We start from the raw sequence: 12,540 nt of genomic DNA, 5'->3' as shown, positions 1-12,540 counted from the left end.
CAATGGAAGCAATAGCAAAATTAAACAATTGTCCAACCTCACCGCGTAAGATGCGTTTGGTTGTAGATCTTATCAGAGGTGAACGTGTAGAAAAAGCATTAAGCATTTTAAAGTTTACCAATAAAGAAGCAGCAATAAGAGTTGAGAAATTATTATTATCTGCTATCAAAAACTGGGAATCTAAAAATGAAGGTGCCCGCCCTGAAGAAAACCAACTTTTTGTAAAAACAGTTATGGTTGATGGTGGCCGTCAGTTGAAACGCTTACGTCCAGCTCCTCAAGGCCGTGGATATAGAATTCGTAAACGTTCTAACCACGTAACGCTGATTGTAGATAGTAAAAGTACAGAAACAACTCAAAACTAATTTTAGGAAATGGGACAAAAAGCAAATCCAATAGGTAACAGGTTAGGTATCATCAAAGGATGGGATTCTAACTGGTTCGGTGGCAACAACTACTCCGATAAATTAGTTGAAGATGAGAAAATAAGAAAATACCTTTCTGCCCGTATCGCTAAAGGCGGTGTTGCAAAAGTAGTAATCGAACGTACGTTAAAACGTATCACGGTAACTATCCACACAGCTCGTCCGGGTATCGTAATCGGTAAAGCAGGTGCTGAGGTTGATAAAATCAAAGAAGAGTTAAAGAAATTGACTAAAAAGGAAATTCAAATTAACATCTTCGAAATTAAACGCCCAGAACTTGATGCACAATTAGTTGCAGAAGGTGTTGCAAAACAATTAGAAGCAAGGATCTCATTCCGTAGAGCAATGAAATCTTCTATCGCATCAACCATGCGTATGGGTGCTGAAGGTATTAAAATCATGACTTCTGGTCGTTTAGGTGGTGCTGAGATGGCACGTACTGAGCAGTACAAAGAAGGAAGAGTGCCTTTGCATACATTCCGTGCTGATATCGACTACGCTTTAGCTGAAGCCTTAACTACTTATGGTAAAATAGGTGTTAAAGTTTGGATCTGTAAAGGTGAAGTTTATGGAAAACGTGATTTGTCTCCAAACATTGGTGCAACAAACAACGGTCCAAAAGGCGCATCTGATAAGCCAGCTTTCGGTGGAAGAGATAACAGAGGTGGTGGAAGAGATAACCGTGGCGGTGGTAACAACGACAGACGTGGTGGAAACCAAGGTGGTGGTCGTGGTCCAGGTCAAGGTGGTCCCGGAGCAAATAGAGGTGGTGGCGCAGGCGCTAACAGAGGTCCTCGTAAATAATTGATTTATTAACATCGTTTAACGATTAGAACAAAATAAAATGTTACAGCCAAAAAGAACGAAGTTCAGGAAGATGCAAAAAGGCAGAATGAAGGGTTTAGCTTCTCGTGGAGCTGAGTTAGCATTCGGATCTTTCGGTATCAAATCTCTAGAAGCAACTTGGATCACAAGTCGTCAGATAGAGGCTGCCCGTATTGCCGTAACTCGTTTCATGAAACGTGAAGGCCAAGTATGGATCAGGATCTTCCCGGACAAACCGGTAACTAAAAAACCTGCTGAGGTACGTATGGGTAAAGGTAAAGGTGCTCCTGAGTATTGGGTAGCAGTTGTAAGACCAGGACGTGTAATTTTCGAAGCTGAAGGTGTGCCTTTAGAAGTTGCTAAAGAAGCATTGCGTTTAGCAGCTCAGAAATTACCGATCCAAACCAAATTCGTAGTACGTAGAGATTACGTAGAAGCATAGTAAAGAGTTGAGGTGAATGTTGTAAATACTTGTTTATTATAACCGCTACACTCAACGTAAAAGAAAAAGAAAAATGAAAAATTCAGAAATCACAGGGCTTTCAAAAGAAGAATTAGTAGCTAAGATTGCGGAAGAAAAAGAGAACTTATCAAAATTGAAGTTCGCACACACTATTTCAGCTATCGAAAATCCTTCGCGCATTGCAAAAGTAAGGAAAGACGTAGCCCGTTTAAACACTGAGTTGACTAAAGTGAAAAACACTGAGTCAGCTACTGAAACTAAATAATTTGATAGTCGACATGGAAAGACAATTAAGAAAAACAAGAACCGGGTTAGTGGTAAGCAACAAGATGGATAAATCTGTTGTAGTGAGCGTGGAACGTAAAGTAAAACACCCGATTTATGGTAAGTTCGTAAAGAAAACTACCAAATTTATGGCTCACGACGAGAAAAACGAATGCGGTATCGGTGATACAGTATTGATTATGGAAACTCGTCCTTTGAGTAAAAACAAGAACTGGAGATTGGTACAAATTTTAGAAAGAGCTAAATAAGATGGTACAACAGGAATCGAGATTAAACGTTGCTGATAACAGCGGCGCAAAAGAAGTATTGGTAATTCGCGTGCTAGGTGGAACCGGCAAACGTTATGCTTCAATTGGTGATAAAGTAGTTGTTACCGTAAAAAGCGCGTTACCTTCTGGTAACATTAAAAAAGGTACAGTTTCTAAAGCAGTTGTTGTAAGAACTAAAAAAGAAATCCGTCGTAAAGATGGTTCTTATATCCGTTTTGACGATAATGCAGCTGTATTATTGAACGCACAGGATGAGCCAAGAGGTACACGTATCTTTGGCCCGGTTGCGAGAGAACTACGTGAAAAACAATTCATGAAAATTGTATCATTAGCACCGGAGGTATTATAAAATGGGAAACAAAGTAAATACACCATCAAAACTTAAAATCCGTACAGGAGATTTAGTTAAAGTCATTGCTGGCGATTCAAAAGGTCAACAAGGAAAAGTACTTTCAGTACTTATAGATAAAAACAGAGCCATTGTAGAAGGCGTTAACTTGGTATCTAAACATACTAAACCAAATGCTGCAAATCCTAACGGTGGTATTATTAAAAAAGAAGCTGCTCTTCACATTTCTAACTTGATGTTGGTTGATCCAAAATCTGGTAAAGCTACCCGCGTAGGTCGTAAACTTAACGCAGATGGTAAATTAGTTAGAGTTGCTAAAATTTCAGGAGAGGAGATTAAATAATGGCTACACCTAGATTAAAAAGCAAATACAAAGAAGAAGTTGTAAATGCACTAAAAGAAAAATTTCAGTACAAAACTGTAATGCAGGTTCCAAAATTGGAAAAAATCTGTATCAATCAGGGTGTTGGTCGTTTTTCTGTTACAGATAAAAAGATTATGGATACCACAATCGTTGAGTTGTCAACCATCACTGGTCAACAAGCGGTTCCGGCTAATTCTAAGAAAGATATCTCTAACTTTAAATTACGTAAAGGTATGCCGGTAGGTGTACGTGTTACATTACGCGATAACAACATGTACGAGTTCTTAGATCGTTTGATCTCTGTAGCTTTGCCTCGTATCCGTGATTTCAAAGGTATCAATGATAAAGGATTTGATGGAAAAGGTAACTATACATTAGGTGTTACTGAACAAATCATCTTTCCTGAGATTAATATCGATAAAATCAATAAAATTTTAGGTATGGATATAACTTTCGTAACTTCGGCAAAATCTGACGTTGAGGCTCTTGAGTTATTGAAACAATTCGGATTACCATTTAAAAATCAAAAAACAGCAGAATAATGGCAAAAGAAGGTGTAAAAGCACGCGAAGTTAAGCGCCAAAAATTGGTAGCTAGATACGCTGAAAAACGTGCAGTATTAAAAGCTGCAGGAGATTTCGAGGGTTTAGATAAATTACCTAAAAACTCATCTCCAGTACGTTTACACAACCGTTGTAAATTAACTGGTCGTCCTCGTGGATATATGCGTACCTTTGGTATTTCAAGGGTAACGTTCCGCCAGATGGCATTAGACGGTAAAATACCAGGTGTTAAAAAAGCATCTTGGTAATATAATATAGTATCAAGTACTACAGTATCAGGTATCGAGACCAAATGGTTTCTTGATACTTGATACTTATGTCTGTTTACTAAAAATGAATTTTAACCGATAGCAGGTCCCACAGCTGAGTAGCAGAAGGAAACCACTATCAAAAACAATAAAAAATGAATACAGATCCAATAGCAGATTATTTAACAAGAGTAAGGAATGCCATTAAGGCCAACCACCGTGTTGTAGAAATTCCTGCATCAAACCTTAAAAAAGAAATCACTAAAGTTCTTTTTGACAAAGGTTACATCGCGAACTACAAGTTTGAAGATACTACAGTTCAAGGCACCATTAAAATCGCTTTGAAATACAATCCGATTACTAAAGTTCCTGCTATTCGTACTTTGATGCGAATTAGTAAACCAGGTTTGAGAAACTATGCTGGTGTTGAAAATATGCCAAGAGTATTAAACGGTTTAGGTATCGCAATCTTATCTACTTCTAAAGGTGTAATGACTGATAAAGAAGCAGCCAAATTAAACATTGGCGGTGAGGTATTGTGTCACGTTTATTAATATTAGGAGAACAGCACAATGTCAAGAATAGGAAAAGCCCCAATTACAATCCCTGCAGGTGTTACAATTACCGTATCAAAAGATAACGTAGTAAGTGTAAAAGGTCCTAAAGGAGAATTAACACAAGCAGTAGATTCAGATATCACTGTAAGTCAAGAAGAAGGAATTTTAACAGTTCAACGTCCTTCAGAACAAAAGAAACACAAAGCATTACACGGTTTATATCGCTCTTTGCTTAACAATATGGTTATTGGTGTTACAGATGGTTATAAATTAACTCAAGAATTAGTAGGTGTTGGTTACCGTGCTACAAACACAGGTAATACATTAGATCTGGTTTTAGGTTATTCTCACCATTATGTGTTCCAGTTACCAGAAGAGATTAAAGTAACTACATCTTCAGAAAAAGGTCAGACTCCTAAAATCATTTTAGAAAGTATTGACAAACAATTGATCGGTCAGGTAGCAGCGAAAATCCGTTCGTTACGTGCACCAGAGCCATATAAAGGTAAAGGTATCAAGTTTGTAGGTGAAGTGTTAAGAAGAAAAGCAGGTAAATCAGCATCTAAAAAATAGTAATCATGGCAGGTAAAAAATTATCAAGAAGAGATCGTATTAAAAAAGGGATCAGAAAAAGACTTACCGGTTCGGAAGAGCGTCCAAGGTTATCTGTATATAGAAGCAATAAAGGGATTTATGCGCAGGTAATTAACGATGTAACCGGTAAAACAATAGCATCAGCATCATCATTATCGAAAGATTTTACTGGTACTGGAAACAAGAGCGATCAGTCAGTTGCTGTAGGTAAATTAGTTGCCGAAAAAGCAATCGCTGCAGGTGTAAAAGAAGTTGTTTTCGATAGAAATGGCTATTTATACCACGGTCGTGTAAAATCGTTGGCAGAGGGTGCCCGCGAAGCTGGTTTAGTATTTTAATCTGAAGAAAAAGTAAGATGTCAACTATTAATATAAAAAGAGTAAAAACCACCGATATCGAATTAAAGGATCGTTTGGTTAGTATACAACGTGTTGCCAAAGTAACCAAAGGTGGCCGTACTTTCAGCTTTTCAGCAATTGTTGTTGTAGGTGATGAGAACGGTGTTGTTGGTTTCGGTTTAGGTAAAGCGAAAGAGGTAACTGAAGCAATTGCAAAAGGTGTGGATGATGCTAAAAAGAACTTGGTAAAAGTTCCAATTTTAAACGGTACTGTTCCTCACGAGCAAATCGGTAAATTCTCAGGTGGTTTTGTTTTAATCAAACCAGCTGCAGTAGGTACCGGAGTAATTGCTGGTGGTGCGATGCGTGCTGTATTAGAGAGTGCTGGTGTACATAACGTATTGGCAAAATCTAAAGGATCATCTAACCCACACAACGTGGTAAAAGCAACTGTTGATGCATTAACTAAAATGCGTGATGCATATACAGTAGCACAAACCCGTGGTATAGATTTAAACAAAGTATTTAACGGATAATATCATGGCTAAGATCAAAATAACACAAGTAAAAAGCGTTATCGACAGAAGCGAGCGCCAAAAAAGAACCGTTCAGGCTTTGGGTTTATCTAAAATGAACCAAAGTGTTGAGGTTGAAGCTACTCCACAGATTATCGGTATGGTTCGCAAAGTGAACCACTTGGTAGCAATCGAAGCAATCTAGTAAAGTTTTTAAAGGTAGTATGGGTAAAAGCCGGTACTACCTTTATATATGTTTAATCGTTGTACCTGTTTAGTGAAAGCGAAGGGCAACACAAATTCAAAAAAATGAATTTAAATAATTTAAAACCTGCAGAAGGTTCTACAAAAAACAGAAAAAGAATTGGTCGTGGTACAGGTTCTGGTCGTGGCGGTACTTCAACCCGTGGTCACAAAGGTGCAGGTTCTCGTTCAGGTCACAAAACCAAAATCGGTTTCGAAGGTGGTCAAATGCCTTTACAACGTCGTGTGCCTAAAGTTGGTTTCAAACCAATCAACCGTACTGAATATGTAGGTGTAAACTTAGATGTTTTACAAGCATTAGCTGAAAAACACAGCTTAACAACTATCGATTTTGCTGCTTTACAAGCACATGGTTTAGCTTCTAAAAACGACTTAGTTAAAATTTTAGGTCGTGGTGAAGTTAAAGCAAAGTTAGACATTACAGCACATGCGTTCTCTGCAACCGCACAAAAAGCTATTGAAGCTGCAGGTGGTTCTATTGTAAAATTGTAATTATTAAATGAAGAAGCTATTTACTACTTTAAGTAATATCTGGAAAATTCAGGAATTAAAAGAGCGTATATTGTTTACGCTCTTAATTCTTTTGGTATACCGTTTCGTATCTCACGTGGTTTTACCAGGTGTAGATCCAACTGCTTTAGGCAATAACGAAAAATCAGGAATCTTAGGCTTACTAGATATGTTTGCCGGAGGTTCTTTCTCTCGTGTGTCTATTTTAGCATTGGGCGTAATGCCTTATATCTCTGCATCCATTGTGGTGCAACTATTGGGTATTGCTGTTCCTTCTTTCCAAAAAATGCAGAAAGAGGGCGAAAGTGGTAGAAAGAAAATGAACCAGATTACCCGTTACCTTACGGTAGCGATCACAATCGTTCAATCTGTTGGTTACGTTAAAACGCAAGTTCCTGCAGAAGCTATTTTATTGCCAAATACTTTATTCTTAGTGTTATCTACGTTTGTATTAACAGCAGGTACATTATTTGTAATGTGGTTAGGCGAAAAAATTACTGATAAAGGTATTGGTAACGGTACATCACTAATCATTATGGTTGGTATTATTGCCCGTTTACCAGTTGCAATTTCTCAAGAATTTAGTGCACGTGTGGGTTCATCTAGTGAAGGTGGAGGTCCGGTTGCCCTGGTTTTAGAGATCGTTGCATTATTTGCAGTGGTAATGTTTACCATTTTAATTGTTCAAGGTGTACGTAAAGTACCTGTACAATACGCAAAGAAAATTGTTGGTAACCGCCAGTTTGGTGGTGTTCGTCAGTACATTCCCTTAAAAGTGAATGCTGCTGGGGTGATGCCGATCATTTTCGCTCAAGCGTTAATGTTTATTCCAGGTGCTTTAATGCAGTTTGTTCCTAAATTACAAGGTTCTTGGTTAATCCAGTTCAGCAACACTACTTCGTTGGCTTATAGCTTAACGTTCGCATTTTTAATTATCGCATTTACTTTCTTCTATACTGCAATTACAGTTAATCCAACTCAAATGAGCGACGATATGAAGAAAAATGGTGGTTTTATTCCAGGTGTTAAACCTGGCTTTGCAACATCAACTTTTATTGATGATGTAATTTCTAAAATTACTTTCCCAGGTGCGGTTTTCTTAGCGATCATTGCTATTTTACCTTCGTTAGCGGTTAAGTTTGGCATTAAACAAGAGTTTGCTCACTTCTTTGGTGGTACTTCATTATTGATTTTGGTTGGTGTTGTTTTGGATACTTTACAACAGATCGAAAGTTATTTATTGATGCGCCATTATGATGGTTTGATGAAAACGGGTAGAGTTACAGGCAGAACAGGTGTACCTGCTGCAAGTAGCAACGCAGCGTTGTAGTGTAAAGGATGTCTAAAATTTATTACAAATCTCTTGAGGAGATCGAGTTAATAAGAGAAAGTTCCATGCTTGTTTCTAAAACTTTGGCCGAAGTGGCGAAGGTGATAAAAGCAGGCATGACTACTATCCAATTAGATAAACTAGCCTATGAGTTTATTAGTGACCACGGAGCAATCCCTGCATTTTTAAACTACAATGGTTTCCCTAATTCTTTATGTATTTCGCCTAATGAGCAGGTTGTTCATGGTTTTCCAAGCGAATACGTAATCCAGGAGGGCGATTTAATTTCAGTTGATTGTGGCGTAATTAAAAACAATTATTTTGGCGATTCGGCCTATACTTTCTCTATCGGGGAAATTGATGCTGAGAAACAGAAATTGGTTGAGGTTACCAAACGTTGTTTGGAGTTGGGCATAGAGAAAGCTGTTGTTGGCATGCGTATCGGTGATATCGGTTTTGCAGTTCAGCAATATGCGGAAGCTAATGGATTTGGTGTAGTAAGAGAGCTTGTAGGACATGGTGTTGGGGTAAAACTTCATGAGAAACCAGAAGTTCCGAATTATGGAAAGCGTTGTGCAGGACCAAAACTTGAAGAAGGAATGGTAATTGCGATAGAGCCCATGATCAATGCAGGCGTAGCCGGTGTTAAATTCCATAACGATGGATGGACGGTAACCAGTAAAGACAATAAACCATCGGCACATTTTGAACACACAATAGCAGTTAAAAAGGGCAAAGCAGAGGTTTTATCAACGTTTTCTATAATAGAAGAAGTTTTACAACAAAAAAAATAAATAATTAGAATTTTTTATTTAATTTTGCAACCCTGTTTAGAAGCAGCTAATTAAGTAACAATCAATAAAATATGGCTAAACAAGCCTCAATTGAACAAGACGGAGTAATAAGAGAAGCATTATCCAATGCGATGTTCCGGGTAGAACTCGAGAACGGGCATGAGATTATTGCGCATATTTCAGGAAAGATGAGGATGCACTACATCAAGATTCTTCCTGGGGATAAAGTTAAATTGGAAATGTCTCCTTATGATTTAACAAAAGGACGCATTACTTATAGATACAAATAAAATGAAAGTTAGATCATCAATTAAAAAGCGTAGCGCTGATTGCAAGATTATTCGCCGTAAAGGAAAACTTTACGTAATCAACAAGAAAAATCCGAAATACAAGCAACGTCAAGGGTAATTAAAAATATTGTAATGAACCGCACAACGGTGGCCCGCCGTTCGGAGTTACGCAAAAAATAAATAAATATGGCAAGGATTTCAGGTATTGATTTACCAAGAAACAAAAGAGGAGAGATCGGTTTAACCTATATCTACGGTATTGGAAAAACAACTGCACAACGTATATTAACTACTGCAGGTATCGATTTAAACAAAAAAGTACAAGATTGGTCTGATGATGAGTTAACAGCAATCCGTACAATGATTAACGATGAGATTAAAGTAGAAGGTGCTTTACGCTCAGAAGTTCAGTTAAACATTAAACGTTTAATGGATATCGGTTGTTACCGTGGTTTACGTCACAGAAAAGGTTTACCTTCTCGTGGTCAGCGTACTAAAAACAACTCACGTACTCGTAAGGGTAAGAGAAAAACAGTTGCTAACAAGAAAAAAGCTACTAAGTAATAGATAGATATGAGAGGTGAGATTTTAGATGTGGGAATCATGTGTTTAAAATCTGCTCAAATCTGGAATAAAGATACAAAGTAGGATACTGAGTGCCGGGGTAGAGAAAGTCTCATATCTCAAGTCTCGTATCTAAAATCTAAAAGATAAAATGGCTAAGAGTAAAAAAGTAACAAAAAAACGTATCGTTGTAATTGAGTCTGTTGGTCAGGCGCATATCAATGCTACCTTCAACAACATCATCGTTACCTTAACAAACAACGGCGGACAAACCATTTCATGGTCATCAGCTGGTAAAATGGGCTTTAAAGGTTCTAAAAAGAACACGCCGTATGCAGCTGGTCAAGCAGCTTCAGATTGCGGTAAAGTTGCGTTTGATTTAGGTTTACGTAAAGTTGAAGTATTTGTAAAAGGTCCGGGTTCAGGTCGTGAATCTGCAATCAGAACTTTGCAAGTAGCAGGTATCGAAGTATTATCTATTAAAGATATTACACCACTTCCTCACAACGGATGTCGTCCTCCTAAAAAGAGAAGAGTTTAATTAATTTTAAAGCTAAGAATCTCCAGCTTCAGGTTGGATGATACTTTAAAACAGAAAAAAAAATGGCAAGATATACAGGCCCAAAATCAAAAATCGCCCGTAAATTCAGAGAACCAATCTTCGGTCCTGATAAGGTGTTAGACAGAAAAAATTATCCTCCTGGGCAACATGGCTCATCAAAAAGGAGAGGAAAACAATCTGAATATGCTATCCAGTTAATGGAGAAACAAAAAGTAAAATATACTTATGGTGTATTAGAAAAACAGTTCAGTAACTTGTTTAAAAAAGCATCTTCTCGTGCTGGTATTACCGGTGATAACTTACTTCAGTTATTAGAAGCACGTTTAGATAATACAGTTTACCGTTTAGGTATTTCAACAACCCGTTCTGGTGCACGCCAGTTAGTTAGCCATAAACACGTTACCGTGAATGGTGAAGTTGTAAATATTCCTTCATATCAGTTAAAAGCTGGTGATGTGGTTGCTGTTCGTGAAAAATCTAAATCTTTAGAATCAATTAGTAACTCAGTTGCAGGCAGAACAATTAATAAGTTTGCTTGGTTAGAGTGGAATGCTAGTGAATTAACTGGTAAATTCTTAACCTACCCTCAACGTGATGAGATTCCTGAAAACATCAAGGAAAACTTAATCATCGAGTTATACTCAAAGTAATAAATGATCTAGTTAATTACCTCAAAAGGGTAATTAACTTTTTTCATGTTACTATATATTCAATAACGAATTTAAAAAATTATAAATGGCAATTTTAGCATTTCAGAAACCAGACAAAGTGATCATGCAGAAATCAACTGATTTCGATGGCACATTTGAATTTCGTCCTTTAGAGCCCGGTTTCGGTGTAACAATTGGTAATGCCTTAAGAAGAATTTTACTTTCTTCATTAGAAGGTTATGCTATTACTACTATTCGTTTTTCAGGCGTTTCTCATGAGTTTTCTACCATGAAAGGTGTTGTAGAAGATTTAACTGACATCATCTTAAACTTAAAACAAGTTCGTTTTAAGAAAACAGGCGATTCAGGTGATTCTGAAAAAGTTTTCATCATCGTTAATGGTCAAGATCAGTTTAAAGCTGGTGATATCACTAAATTCTCTAACAACTTTACAGTATTAAACCCTGAGCATGTAATTTGCAACATGGATAAATCTGTTACTTTGGAAGTGGAATTAACCATCAATAAAGGACGTGGTTATGTACCTGCTGAAGAAAATAAAGTTGCTGATGCTGTTGTAGGTGTAATCGCAATCGATTCGATTTATACTCCAATGAAAAATGTAAAATACACGATCGAAAACTTTCGTGTTGAGCAAAAAACGGATTATGAAAAATTGGTTTTAGATATCTCTACCGACGGTTCAATTCATCCTGAAGAAGCATTAAAAGAAGCGGCTAAGATTCTTATCCAACACTTTATGTTATTCTCTGATGAGAATTTAGTATTAGAATCTCAAGCTAAAGAAGAAACTAAAGAAGTTGATGAGGAAATTTTACACATGCGTAAAATCCTTAAAACTGAATTGGTAGATATGGATCTTTCAGTTAGAGCATTAAACTGCTTAAAAGCTGCTGATATCCGTACTTTAGCTGATTTAGTTTCTTACGATGTTGCTGATATGTTAAAATTCAGAAACTTCGGTAAAAAATCTTTAACAGAGATCCAGGAATTAGTAAAATCAAAAGGTTTATCTTTCGGTATGAACCTGTCTAAATTTAAATTAGACGAAGAGTAAGATTAGTCCTGAGTCTTTAGTTCGGAGTCGTGAGTCTTCCTTTCTAAAGTCTTAACTAAAATAAATAATTTTTCACAGTGTATAATTCCCTCAGCTTAATTGCAACGAGACGGTATACACTCAATTAAAAAACAATGAGACACGGTAAAAAAGTAAACCACTTAGGTAGAACCGCAAGCCACAGAAAGGCGATGTTAGCGAATATGGCTTCATCACTTATTTTGCACAAAAGAATTACAACAACTTTAGCTAAAGCTAAAGCTTTACGTACTTATGTTGAGCCAATTATCACTAAATCAAAAAATGATACTACTCACTCACGTCGTACAGTTTTTGCTTATTTACAAGATAAAGAAGTAGTAACCATCTTATTCCGCGAAATTGCTGAGAAAGTTGCAAACCGTCCAGGTGGTTATACTCGTATCATTAAATTAAACAACCGTTTAGGTGATAACGCTGAAATGGCTTTAATTGAATTGGTAGATTACAATACAGTTTACGGTAAAGACGTAGAAGCTAAAGAAGAGAAGAAAACAACTCGTCGTGGTAGAAGTAAAGCTACTACAGCACCTAAAGCTGCTGAAGCGAAAGCTGAAGTTGCCGAAGAAGTTGCTCCTGCTGAAGAAGCTCCTGCTACTGAAGAACCAAAAGGAGAATAATTTTATTCACCTTAAGATGAAAAAAGTCCTGTTCGAAAGAACAG

Annotated in this window: 24 protein-coding genes; all 24 read left to right on the top strand. The window is 37.1% G+C overall.

Translation table 11 applies throughout. The features are described from left to right. Positions 1–2 precede the first annotated feature (2 nt). The 24 genes from rplV (at position 3) to rplQ (ending at position 12,496) form a co-directional block, all read left to right on the top strand. On the top strand, positions 3–365 hold the full coding sequence (gene rplV, locus R2S57_RS23475; RefSeq protein ID WP_029278650.1) for a 50S ribosomal protein L22: 363 nt from the start codon (positions 3–5) through the stop codon (positions 363–365). Positions 366–374: 9 nt separating this feature from the next. After that, the gene (rpsC, locus tag R2S57_RS23470; RefSeq protein ID WP_116250178.1) at positions 375–1,229 is read left to right on the top strand and encodes a 30S ribosomal protein S3; all 855 of its coding nucleotides are present in this window, start codon (positions 375–377) and stop codon (positions 1,227–1,229) included. Between the two features lie 40 nt (positions 1,230–1,269). Continuing rightward, on the top strand, positions 1,270–1,692 hold the full coding sequence (gene rplP / locus R2S57_RS23465) for a 50S ribosomal protein L16 (protein ID WP_010599903.1): 423 nt from the start codon (positions 1,270–1,272) through the stop codon (positions 1,690–1,692). A gap of 73 nt (positions 1,693–1,765) precedes the next feature. Beyond that, positions 1,766–1,978 carry a 50S ribosomal protein L29 gene (gene rpmC / locus R2S57_RS23460; protein ID WP_116250179.1) on the top strand — a complete coding sequence of 71 codons (213 nt, stop codon included), beginning with the start codon at positions 1,766–1,768 and terminating at the stop codon, positions 1,976–1,978. Positions 1,979–1,991: 13 nt separating this feature from the next. Then, positions 1,992–2,246 (top strand): 30S ribosomal protein S17, encoded by a 255-nt coding sequence (gene rpsQ / locus R2S57_RS23455; protein ID WP_010599901.1) that lies wholly within the window; start codon positions 1,992–1,994, stop codon positions 2,244–2,246. A 1-nt stretch (position 2,247) separates the two neighbouring features. Beyond that, positions 2,248–2,616 (top strand): 50S ribosomal protein L14, encoded by a 369-nt coding sequence (rplN, locus tag R2S57_RS23450; RefSeq protein ID WP_010599900.1) that lies wholly within the window; start codon positions 2,248–2,250, stop codon positions 2,614–2,616. 1 nt (position 2,617) lies between these two features. After that, positions 2,618–2,959, top strand: a complete 342-nt coding sequence (rplX, locus tag R2S57_RS23445) for a 50S ribosomal protein L24 (RefSeq protein ID WP_116250180.1) — start codon at positions 2,618–2,620, stop codon at positions 2,957–2,959. Further along, the gene (gene rplE / locus R2S57_RS23440; RefSeq protein WP_088301915.1) at positions 2,956–3,522 is read left to right on the top strand and encodes a 50S ribosomal protein L5; all 567 of its coding nucleotides are present in this window, start codon (positions 2,956–2,958) and stop codon (positions 3,520–3,522) included. Before rplX ends, rplE begins: the two co-directional genes overlap by 4 nt. Beyond that, the gene (gene rpsN, locus R2S57_RS23435; protein ID WP_025145214.1) at positions 3,522–3,791 is read left to right on the top strand and encodes a 30S ribosomal protein S14; all 270 of its coding nucleotides are present in this window, start codon (positions 3,522–3,524) and stop codon (positions 3,789–3,791) included. Before rplE ends, rpsN begins: the two co-directional genes overlap by 1 nt. Positions 3,792–3,946: 155 nt before the next feature. Continuing rightward, on the top strand, positions 3,947–4,345 hold the full coding sequence (gene rpsH / locus R2S57_RS23430) for a 30S ribosomal protein S8 (RefSeq protein ID WP_056869756.1): 399 nt from the start codon (positions 3,947–3,949) through the stop codon (positions 4,343–4,345). 18 nt (positions 4,346–4,363) lie between these two features. Then, positions 4,364–4,921, top strand: coding sequence for a 50S ribosomal protein L6 (gene rplF, locus R2S57_RS23425; protein WP_055910076.1), 558 nt, complete (start codon positions 4,364–4,366; stop codon positions 4,919–4,921). A gap of 5 nt (positions 4,922–4,926) precedes the next feature. Next, positions 4,927–5,280, top strand: a complete 354-nt coding sequence (gene rplR, locus R2S57_RS23420; protein ID WP_029278655.1) for a 50S ribosomal protein L18 — start codon at positions 4,927–4,929, stop codon at positions 5,278–5,280. A 17-nt stretch (positions 5,281–5,297) separates the two neighbouring features. Further along, on the top strand, positions 5,298–5,816 hold the full coding sequence (rpsE, locus tag R2S57_RS23415) for a 30S ribosomal protein S5 (protein ID WP_010599893.1): 519 nt from the start codon (positions 5,298–5,300) through the stop codon (positions 5,814–5,816). Between the two features lie 4 nt (positions 5,817–5,820). After that, positions 5,821–6,000: a 50S ribosomal protein L30 gene (gene rpmD / locus R2S57_RS23410; protein WP_010599892.1), complete on the top strand. Its 180-nt coding sequence runs from the start codon at positions 5,821–5,823 to the stop codon at positions 5,998–6,000. A 104-nt stretch (positions 6,001–6,104) separates the two neighbouring features. Beyond that, complete coding sequence (gene rplO, locus R2S57_RS23405; protein WP_316847361.1) at positions 6,105–6,551, top strand: 50S ribosomal protein L15; 447 nt, start codon at positions 6,105–6,107, stop codon at positions 6,549–6,551. 7 nt (positions 6,552–6,558) lie between these two features. Continuing rightward, positions 6,559–7,899 (top strand): preprotein translocase subunit SecY, encoded by a 1,341-nt coding sequence (gene secY / locus R2S57_RS23400; protein WP_116250182.1) that lies wholly within the window; start codon positions 6,559–6,561, stop codon positions 7,897–7,899. An 8-nt stretch (positions 7,900–7,907) separates the two neighbouring features. Next, a complete protein-coding gene (gene map, locus R2S57_RS23395) occupies positions 7,908–8,693 on the top strand; it encodes a type I methionyl aminopeptidase (protein ID WP_316847360.1) in 786 nt (261 codons plus the stop codon). Between the two features lie 71 nt (positions 8,694–8,764). Beyond that, the gene (gene infA, locus R2S57_RS23390; RefSeq protein WP_010599888.1) at positions 8,765–8,983 is read left to right on the top strand and encodes a translation initiation factor IF-1; all 219 of its coding nucleotides are present in this window, start codon (positions 8,765–8,767) and stop codon (positions 8,981–8,983) included. A 1-nt stretch (position 8,984) separates the two neighbouring features. Beyond that, entirely contained in the window at positions 8,985–9,101 is a 117-nt protein-coding gene (gene rpmJ / locus R2S57_RS23385; protein ID WP_010599887.1) for a 50S ribosomal protein L36, read from the top strand. A 68-nt stretch (positions 9,102–9,169) separates the two neighbouring features. Further along, positions 9,170–9,547 (top strand): 30S ribosomal protein S13, encoded by a 378-nt coding sequence (rpsM, locus tag R2S57_RS23380; RefSeq protein WP_116250184.1) that lies wholly within the window; start codon positions 9,170–9,172, stop codon positions 9,545–9,547. A 151-nt stretch (positions 9,548–9,698) separates the two neighbouring features. Beyond that, on the top strand, positions 9,699–10,088 hold the full coding sequence (gene rpsK / locus R2S57_RS23375; protein ID WP_116250185.1) for a 30S ribosomal protein S11: 390 nt from the start codon (positions 9,699–9,701) through the stop codon (positions 10,086–10,088). Positions 10,089–10,150: 62 nt separating this feature from the next. After that, positions 10,151–10,759, top strand: a complete 609-nt coding sequence (rpsD, locus tag R2S57_RS23370) for a 30S ribosomal protein S4 (RefSeq protein ID WP_029282720.1) — start codon at positions 10,151–10,153, stop codon at positions 10,757–10,759. Positions 10,760–10,844: 85 nt separating this feature from the next. Further along, complete coding sequence (locus R2S57_RS23365; RefSeq protein ID WP_025145205.1) at positions 10,845–11,837, top strand: DNA-directed RNA polymerase subunit alpha; 993 nt, start codon at positions 10,845–10,847, stop codon at positions 11,835–11,837. Positions 11,838–11,971: 134 nt separating this feature from the next. Next, complete coding sequence (gene rplQ, locus R2S57_RS23360; protein ID WP_316847359.1) at positions 11,972–12,496, top strand: 50S ribosomal protein L17; 525 nt, start codon at positions 11,972–11,974, stop codon at positions 12,494–12,496. Positions 12,497–12,540 lie beyond the last annotated feature (44 nt).

The sequence above is a fragment of the Pedobacter psychrodurus genome (assembly GCF_032678585.1).
Classification (GTDB): domain Bacteria; phylum Bacteroidota; class Bacteroidia; order Sphingobacteriales; family Sphingobacteriaceae; genus Pedobacter; species Pedobacter psychrodurus_A.
The sequence above is the reverse complement of the archived record's forward strand: the minus strand, read 5'-3'. Positions and strand labels throughout refer to the sequence as shown.

Coding starts and splice junctions, on each gene's coding strand:
- rplV (WP_029278650.1), top strand. CDS start 3: ATGGAAGCAATAGCAAAATTAAACAATTGTCCAACCTCACCGCGTAAG.
- rpsC (WP_116250178.1), top strand. CDS start 375: ATGGGACAAAAAGCAAATCCAATAGGTAACAGGTTAGGTATCATCAAA.
- rplP (WP_010599903.1), top strand. CDS start 1,270: ATGTTACAGCCAAAAAGAACGAAGTTCAGGAAGATGCAAAAAGGCAGA.
- rpmC (WP_116250179.1), top strand. CDS start 1,766: ATGAAAAATTCAGAAATCACAGGGCTTTCAAAAGAAGAATTAGTAGCT.
- rpsQ (WP_010599901.1), top strand. CDS start 1,992: ATGGAAAGACAATTAAGAAAAACAAGAACCGGGTTAGTGGTAAGCAAC.
- rplN (WP_010599900.1), top strand. CDS start 2,248: ATGGTACAACAGGAATCGAGATTAAACGTTGCTGATAACAGCGGCGCA.
- rplX (WP_116250180.1), top strand. CDS start 2,618: ATGGGAAACAAAGTAAATACACCATCAAAACTTAAAATCCGTACAGGA.
- rpsN (WP_025145214.1), top strand. CDS start 3,522: ATGGCAAAAGAAGGTGTAAAAGCACGCGAAGTTAAGCGCCAAAAATTG.
- rpsH (WP_056869756.1), top strand. CDS start 3,947: ATGAATACAGATCCAATAGCAGATTATTTAACAAGAGTAAGGAATGCC.
- rplF (WP_055910076.1), top strand. CDS start 4,364: ATGTCAAGAATAGGAAAAGCCCCAATTACAATCCCTGCAGGTGTTACA.
- rplR (WP_029278655.1), top strand. CDS start 4,927: ATGGCAGGTAAAAAATTATCAAGAAGAGATCGTATTAAAAAAGGGATC.
- rpsE (WP_010599893.1), top strand. CDS start 5,298: ATGTCAACTATTAATATAAAAAGAGTAAAAACCACCGATATCGAATTA.
- rpmD (WP_010599892.1), top strand. CDS start 5,821: ATGGCTAAGATCAAAATAACACAAGTAAAAAGCGTTATCGACAGAAGC.
- rplO (WP_316847361.1), top strand. CDS start 6,105: ATGAATTTAAATAATTTAAAACCTGCAGAAGGTTCTACAAAAAACAGA.
- secY (WP_116250182.1), top strand. CDS start 6,559: ATGAAGAAGCTATTTACTACTTTAAGTAATATCTGGAAAATTCAGGAA.
- map (WP_316847360.1), top strand. CDS start 7,908: ATGTCTAAAATTTATTACAAATCTCTTGAGGAGATCGAGTTAATAAGA.
- infA (WP_010599888.1), top strand. CDS start 8,765: ATGGCTAAACAAGCCTCAATTGAACAAGACGGAGTAATAAGAGAAGCA.
- rpmJ (WP_010599887.1), top strand. CDS start 8,985: ATGAAAGTTAGATCATCAATTAAAAAGCGTAGCGCTGATTGCAAGATT.
- rpsM (WP_116250184.1), top strand. CDS start 9,170: ATGGCAAGGATTTCAGGTATTGATTTACCAAGAAACAAAAGAGGAGAG.
- rpsK (WP_116250185.1), top strand. CDS start 9,699: ATGGCTAAGAGTAAAAAAGTAACAAAAAAACGTATCGTTGTAATTGAG.
- rpsD (WP_029282720.1), top strand. CDS start 10,151: ATGGCAAGATATACAGGCCCAAAATCAAAAATCGCCCGTAAATTCAGA.
- R2S57_RS23365 (WP_025145205.1), top strand. CDS start 10,845: ATGGCAATTTTAGCATTTCAGAAACCAGACAAAGTGATCATGCAGAAA.
- rplQ (WP_316847359.1), top strand. CDS start 11,972: ATGAGACACGGTAAAAAAGTAAACCACTTAGGTAGAACCGCAAGCCAC.